The following is a 6,702-nucleotide window of genomic DNA, read 5'->3' on the forward strand; positions in this document are numbered from 1 at the left end:
ATTTCTAACAATTTAAATTATAAGGAATACCTTCTTTTTTTAAACTAAAAATGTGCAATATCTATGGCTCTTAAACACTATAAAATTTTTGGTATATATTGAAATAATTATAGTTTTTTTATATTAAGATATAAATTGTATATAAATAAAATACAATCTTTCAAAATTTATATATAAGTTTTTAACTCAAAAGATATTTTGTATATAGAAAAAATAAGAATATAACAATGAATATATATTTATTTTTGATAATACTAAAAAATAAACAAATCAAAAAATATTTTTAAACAAACTTATATTAATTAATTTTTTATATAAAAAAGGCTTGCAATAATAAATACTGCAAGCCCTAAAATATAATTAAGAAATAATTATTTATCTAATAATTTTTTTAATTCATCAGCTAATTCAAAAGCTTTAGTGCCTACTATTATATGTACTTCTGTAGGACTTATTTTCTGTACTACTGGATAATATTTTTCTTCATTAATCTTATCAGCATTTACAACTTCCAATCTAAGTCTTGTAGCACAATTATTTACCTTTACTATATTTTCTTTTCCTCCAACTAAAGAAATAATATCTAATAAATTATTTGGAGAACTCTCATTAGAAGATAATGCTTTATCTAAAGATTCTGCAAGTGAACTGGCCTTAGTACCTACTACTATATGTACCTCTGTAGGACTTATTTTTAATACAGAAGGATAATACTTCTCTATTTCTTTTACATCAACTTTATCTGCATTTACAACTTCCAATCTAAGTCTTGTAGCACAATTATTTACTTTTACTATATTATCTCTGCCTCCAAGTAAAGGAATAAGATCTAGTAAATTATTTAAAGAATCAGAATTAGAAGACAATAATTTTTCTAAAGATTCAGCTATTAAATTAGCATTAGTACCTACTATATGTACTTCTGTAGGACTTATTTTTAATACAGAAGGATAATACTTCTCTATTTCTTTTACATCAACTTTATCTGCATTTACAACTTCCAATCTAAGTCTTGTAGCACAATTATTTACTTTTACTATATTATCTCTGCCTCCAAGCGAACTTAAAGGAAGTATAAATTCAGTATCCTTTTTATTAGTTTTCATTATTAAACCTCATGATATTATAATATATAATACTAACACAATATGTATTTTATTTCTAGTGCATATTAAAATGATTAACACTTACAATTATTTAGTTTTTAATGATATAATTTGTATAAAACAAACATTTGAAACATATAAAATATTCTATTTATTTACAGTAAAGTTTTAAATTTATATTTTGATTTTATAATTAACATTTACAAAATAATAAAAACAAATTCTTTATAAACACTGTTAATTACACTTAAATTAAAAATTAATAAAATATTCAACTCTAATAAATATAAAAAACTTTTTATATTTAAACATACAAAAAAGGCTTGCAATAATAAATACTGCAAGCCCAAAGAGTCTAACGAACAAATAATTATTTTTTAGCTACTTTTTTGAATTCATCAGCCAAGAATTGTACTTTAGGTCCTACAATTACTTGTACAGAAGTTTTTCCAGGAGTTAATACACCAGGGAACATCTTTTTAATTTCAGCTGATTTTATTATAGTATTATCTTTTACTTCTAATCTTAATCTAGTTGCACAGTTATCAATATCAACTATATTTTCTATACCGCCAAGTAAAGGAAGAAGCATTAATGCTTTTTCTGCATAAGAAGCATCACCTGAAACACTAACTTCTACTTCTACTTCATCATCATCTTCTCTTCCAGGAGTTTTAAGATTAAATTTCTGTATAGCAAAATTGAATATAACAAAATATAATACAAAGAATACTATACCTTGTAAAATCAACATATACCAATTAACAGCTAATGGGTTTTTAGTAGAAAGAAGTAAGTCTATCAAACCAGCTGAGAATCCGAATCCAGCCATCCATTTCATGCTAGCAGAAATAATTAAAGAAATACAAGTAAGTAAAGCGTGTATTACATATAATACAGGAGCTACGAACATGAATGAGAATTCTATAGGCTCAGTAACACCAGTAAAGAAGCTAGCAAAACCAGCAGCCAACATTATAGATTTAATTTTATTTCTATTTTCAGGCTTAGCATTTTTGATGAAAGCTAAACAAGCACCTAAAAGACCAAACATCATAATAGGGAAGAATCCAGCCTGATACATACCAGTAACACCTATTGTAGCTGTACCAGCATCTATAGAAGCCTGACCGCCTAAGAAATTAGGTATATCATTGATACCAGCAACGTCAAACCAGAATACTGAGTTAAGAGCATGGTGTAAACCAACAGGGATTAATAATCTATTGAAGAAACCATAAATACCTGCTCCTATAGGACCAAGACCTATTATAGCTTCACCAAATGCTACTAAACCGTTATAAATAGCTGGCCAGATAACCATTAAGATGAAAGATACTACCATCATAACTACAGATGTAATTATTGGTACAAATCTTCTTCCACTGAAAAATGCCAAAAATTCAGGCAATTTAATTTCAGAAAATTTATTATATAAACCACCTGCTATAACACCACAAAGTATTCCTATAAATTGGTTATTAATTTTAGCAAAACCAGCAGGTACTTCTTCAACAGCTTTACTTTGAATCATAGCAACTGTAGCAGGAGCTAAAAGAGTTGTTACAACTAAGAAAGCAACTAGACCAGCTAAAGCAGCAGCACCATTTCTATCTTTTGACATACCAAAAGCTACACCTATAGCGAAAAGTATAGGCATATTGTCTATAATAGATCCTCCTGCCTTAATAAAGAAAGCTGCAACTGGACTTCCGCCGCCCCATCCGTTTGGGTCAATCCAATAACCAATACCCAAAAGAATAGCTGCTGCAGGTAATACAGCAACTGGAACCATTAGGGACTTACCTATTCTTTGTAGATAATTAAACATATATCCTCCATAAAAATTAAAAAAAATAATAATTTTTTACCTATTATTAGTATACAACTTATTTATTTTATTATCAAGTATAATATAATCTATTTAATTCATTTTTTGTTATTTTTTATTTATCAATTTAACATAATTAGTGAAAACACAAATAAATTATATACAATTATTACACATAAAACAAAAAATAATAATAGTATATATAATATTTTTAGTATAAGGTTATTTACTTTATAATCATTTATGATAGAATTATAATTGTAAATAACCAATAGGGGGCATAATATGGGATTATTCTCTAAAAAAATCGAAATAAAAAGTCCTATTAAAGGTAAATTGGTAGATGTTACTGAAGTTAAAGATGAAGCTTTTTCTACAAAAGCACTTGGTGACGGAATGGCTATTATACCTGAAGAAGGAAAAGTTTATTCTCCTGTAGACGGAGAAGTTGTTACTATGATTGATAGTAATCATGCTATAGGTATATCTTCTAAAGGAGTTGAGATACTCATACACATTGGTATGGACACTGTTAAATTAGGCGGTAAACATTTCAAAGCTCATGTAAAAGAAGGCGATAAAGTAAAAACTGGTGATTTACTTATAGAATTTGATAAAGAAGAAGTTGAAAAAGAATATGATATCACTTCGCCTGTTATAATACCTAATTTCTCTGAATTAAAATCATTAACTAAAACTGGCCCAAGAGAAGTTTCTGTAGGTGAATTGATAATGACTGCTGTTAAATAAAAAAATAATAAAATTATTTATAAATTAAGGGGGAGTTTTTTAAAGCTCCTCTTTTTTTATGATTTAATTATTCTTTTACATCTTCTTTTAATTTTCTATAAAGTGTAGCTCTTTCAATACCTAATATTTTAGCAACTTGAGCCTTATTAAAATTATTATGACTAAGCAAATGATTAATATACATTCTCTCTAATTCTTCTAAAGTAACATTATTCTCAACTACAAAACCATCATTACTATTTTTCAATGCCCAATCTGGTATATTACTTTCGTCTATTTTACCGTCCTTACACATAACAACCATAGTCTCAACAGTGTTTCTTAATTCTCTAACATTGCCTTCCCATTGTAATGATGATAATATTTTATACACTTTTTTATCTATAGATTTAATTTCTATGGAATGAACTTTTGAAAACTCTTTAATAAAATTATCTATTAATAAAGGTATATCTTCTCTTCTTTCTCTTAAAGGAGGCATTTCTATCTTGATAACATTAAGCCTATAATATAAATCTTCTCTGAACTTACCCTCTTTTATTTCTTCTGATAATTTTTTGTTTGTAGCAGCAATTACCCTTATATCAACATCAATAGGAGTATTAGATCCTACCCTTTCAATTACACGTTCTTCTAACACCCTAAGTAATTTAACCTGAACTGTTTGATTTATCTCACCTATCTCATCTAAAAATATAGTACCTTTATTGGCTGCCTCAAATCTTCCTATTTTTTTATCAATGGCTCCTGTAAAAGAACCTTTTTCATGTCCGAATAATTCACTTTCCAAAACACCTTCTGAAAGTGCAGCACAGTTTACAGTTATATAAGGCTGTTTAGCTCTGTCTGATATTTGATGAATAGCACTCGCAACTAATTCTTTACCTGTTCCGCTTTCCCCTTCTATTAGTACTGTAGCTTTAGTTCTTGCAACCTGTTTTATTGCCTCATAAACTTTTAACATTTTTGGACTATGCCCTATCATACCATAAAAACTTTCATGATAATCAACTCTGCTTTCAAGTGTTTCATTAGTCTTTTTGATATTTTTACTTTCTAAAGCCCTTGCTATTATAAGAAGCATTTTATCAAGATTAAAAGGCTTAGTCATAAAATCATAAGCACCAAGACGCATCATATCAACCGCTGTTTCAACATTTCCATGACCTGTTAATACTATTACTGGTATATGCTTGTCAAATTCTAAAATCTCTTTTAAAAATTCCTCACCAGTTTTTTCCGGCATTTTTAAATCAGTTATGACTAAATCAATTCCGCCTTTATAAACTGTTTCTATTCCTTTTTCACCATTATCTGCTGTTACAACCTCATAACCTTCATACTCTAAAGATTTCTTGATTCCATCTCTTATATTTTTTTCATCATCTATTACTAATATCTTAGGCATAATCTAATAAATCCGTTTTTAAAAATTTTTGATTTTCTTGCTGTAAAGGAAGTTTTATAATAAATTCGCTTCCCTTACCATACTCACTTTCTATTGTAATATTGCCGTTATGTGCTTCTATTATACGAACAACATTTGTAAGTCCCAAACCTGTACCATGTCTTTTAGTAGTGAAATATGGTTCAAATATTTTATTAATGGTATCTTCTTTCATTCCAATACCTGTATCTTTTATACTTATAACCGCATAATTGTCTATTGTCTTAAGTGTTATATAAATATACTTTTTATTATCATCTTTATTTTCACTCATAGCATCTATTGCATTTTGTATTATGTTAATTAAAGATTGTTTTATATACTTCTCATCTAATTTCAAAATTAAATTATTTTTATCAAATTTTATATCTATATTAACATTATTTTTTTCTATCTCATACTTTAAAAATGAAACAGTAGAAAGTATAAGTTCATTAATATTAACATCTTCAATATTAATCTCTAACTTACGTACAGAAAATAAAAATGAATTAATAGTTTCTTCAAGTCTGCTTATTTCCTCTTTAATGATATCAGAATATTCTCTAAAATCTTTATAACACTGACAATCATTATCCATATTCTTTTTTATTATTTTTTCTATAAGCTGTACATATATGGATATTGAACCAAGAGGATTTTTTATCTCATGAGCTACTCCTGCTGCAAGTGTAGTAAGAGAAGCTAATTGTTCCGCTCTTTTAAGTTTCTGTGCACTTTCATAAGTTTTGGTAATATCAAAAGCTTTTATAAGTGTACCTATTATTCTTCCGCTGTCGCCTATAGGAAGTATATTTATTTGAAGTATTCTTTCATTATCATTATCTTTTAATAATTTAGTATCAGAATCTTTACTTTTAATGATTTCTAATATACTTCTGCCAGTATCATTAACAATCATATACTTTGAAAGTTTTTCGCCTTCAGTATCCCTAGGTATAGAAAATAAGAAACAAGCCTTTTTATTAATTCCTTGTATTACTCCTTCATTGTCTATAGCTATTATACCTTCTTCAAGATTTTCTATAATAATATTTTGAGAATACCAAAGCGTAGATAGCCTTTGAAATACCTTTTTCTTTTCATCATCAGAAACTTTATCGAAATTCTGTAAAATTTTATCAACAAATTGATTAGTTCTATTCATTTATAAAGTATAATAAAAATCGAAAAAACTGCAATATATAAAATTAAGTTTATAAAAAATTATTCTTATAATTAAATATTTAATAGTATATACCTAAACAACTATATTTTGTCAATTTTTACTTTTTTGTAAATGTAATTTTTGTTTATTAATAGTATAAAATATTATTAAGTTTTGTTTGCAATGTGAAGTAAAAACAAGATTTGTGTCAAAAATGCAGTCTTTTTGGTTCTTTGTGTCAACAAAAGAACTGGGGGTGTGGCACGTCTGTGTGCTTCGCAGGGCTAGTCCCCACAAATAACCTAAATTTAAAATTGTATTTTTTGACAAACTCTAAAATTTTTGGTATATACCTAAACAAATATATTTTGTCAATTTTCAAACAGATGAAAGTTCTCTGCTAATGCTATTGATAATTCAC

General features: G+C 27.2%; 5 protein-coding genes. 1 reads left to right on the plus strand and 4 read right to left on the minus strand.

Annotation, left to right across the window (positions count from 1 at the left end):
• Positions 1 to 371: 371 nt before the first annotated feature.
• Together Q0K52_RS14345 and nagE are read right to left on the minus strand one after the other, a co-directional pair.
• Positions 372 to 1,106 carry a PTS transporter subunit EIIB gene (locus Q0K52_RS14345; protein WP_297300565.1) on the minus strand — a complete coding sequence of 245 codons (735 nt, stop codon included), beginning with the start codon at positions 1,104 to 1,106 and terminating at the stop codon, positions 372 to 374.
• Positions 1,107 to 1,476: 370 nt separating this feature from the next.
• Complete coding sequence (gene nagE / locus Q0K52_RS14350) at positions 1,477 to 2,937, minus strand: N-acetylglucosamine-specific PTS transporter subunit IIBC (protein WP_297300566.1); 1,461 nt, start codon at positions 2,935 to 2,937, stop codon at positions 1,477 to 1,479.
• Positions 2,938 to 3,222: 285 nt separating this feature from the next.
• Here nagE and Q0K52_RS14355 point away from each other — a divergent pair, with 285 nt between their 5' ends.
• A complete protein-coding gene (locus tag Q0K52_RS14355) occupies positions 3,223 to 3,687 on the plus strand; it encodes a PTS glucose transporter subunit IIA (protein WP_297300567.1) in 465 nt (154 codons plus the stop codon).
• Between the two features lie 67 nt (positions 3,688 to 3,754).
• Here Q0K52_RS14355 and Q0K52_RS14360 read toward each other — a convergent pair whose 3' ends face one another.
• Together Q0K52_RS14360 and Q0K52_RS14365 are read right to left on the minus strand one after the other, a co-directional pair.
• Entirely contained in the window at positions 3,755 to 5,095 is a 1,341-nt protein-coding gene (locus Q0K52_RS14360; RefSeq protein ID WP_297300568.1) for a sigma-54 dependent transcriptional regulator, read from the minus strand.
• Complete coding sequence (locus tag Q0K52_RS14365; RefSeq protein WP_297300569.1) at positions 5,088 to 6,281, minus strand: ATP-binding protein; 1,194 nt, start codon at positions 6,279 to 6,281, stop codon at positions 5,088 to 5,090. The genes Q0K52_RS14360 and Q0K52_RS14365 overlap by 8 nt, the downstream gene beginning before the upstream one ends.
• Positions 6,282 to 6,702 lie beyond the last annotated feature (421 nt).

The organism is uncultured Brachyspira sp. (assembly GCF_944390845.1).
GTDB classification, from domain to species: Bacteria; Spirochaetota; Brachyspiria; order Brachyspirales; family Brachyspiraceae; genus Brachyspira; species Brachyspira pulli.

What these genes read in the sequence shown, in the direction of transcription:
- Q0K52_RS14365 (WP_297300569.1), bottom strand. Translation starts at nt 6,281, where the DNA reads ATGAATAGAACTAATCAATTTGTTGATAAAATTTTACAGAATTTCGAT.
- Q0K52_RS14355 (WP_297300567.1), top strand. Translation starts at nt 3,223, where the DNA reads ATGGGATTATTCTCTAAAAAAATCGAAATAAAAAGTCCTATTAAAGGT.
- Q0K52_RS14345 (WP_297300565.1), bottom strand. Translation starts at nt 1,106, where the DNA reads ATGAAAACTAATAAAAAGGATACTGAATTTATACTTCCTTTAAGTTCG.
- Q0K52_RS14360 (WP_297300568.1), bottom strand. Translation starts at nt 5,095, where the DNA reads ATGCCTAAGATATTAGTAATAGATGATGAAAAAAATATAAGAGATGGA.
- nagE (WP_297300566.1), bottom strand. Translation starts at nt 2,937, where the DNA reads ATGTTTAATTATCTACAAAGAATAGGTAAGTCCCTAATGGTTCCAGTT.